The organism is Psychrobacter sp. I-STPA6b (assembly GCF_020662265.1).
In the GTDB taxonomy this organism is placed as follows: domain Bacteria; phylum Pseudomonadota; class Gammaproteobacteria; order Pseudomonadales; family Moraxellaceae; genus Psychrobacter.
Map to the genome: position 1 here is coordinate 1 of NZ_VEWM01000046.1, position 429 is coordinate 429.

At 31.7% G+C, this 429-nt stretch carries 1 protein-coding gene; it reads left to right on the forward strand.

The window, feature by feature from the left end:
• Positions 1-55: 55 nt before the first annotated feature.
• A partial coding sequence (locus FHK88_RS03710; protein WP_264480597.1) for a hypothetical protein occupies positions 56-429 on the forward strand: 374 nt, incomplete at its 3' end.

The following is a 429-nucleotide window of genomic DNA, read 5'->3' on the forward strand; positions in this document are numbered from 1 at the left end:
GGCAAGTGAGCTATTTGGATAACTATATGTATTGTAGAAAAAATATAATTAGAACATGGAAATTCAATTTTTACCTGACCAAATAGAAACCGACAATGATAGTGAACTACAACTGCATGAATATTTTATTTCGAAAAGTATCATCAAAAACAAGGTGCAGCTTTCTAAAAATGTTTTTAGTTTTCTGCTCAACGGAACAAAAGAACTTGTTACTCAAAACCATACAACACGCATAGAAAACGATAAATTTGTCATTATCAAAGCAGGTAATTGCTTGATGAGCGAAAGCATTTCTATGAGTCAAAATAACCGAAGTATGCTGCTTTTTTTTTCGGACAAAGCCGTTGAAGACTTTCTAAAAAAATACGATTACAAGAACAATCACAAGCATAATAACGATCCTTTTATTATCACAGAATACGATCGTGT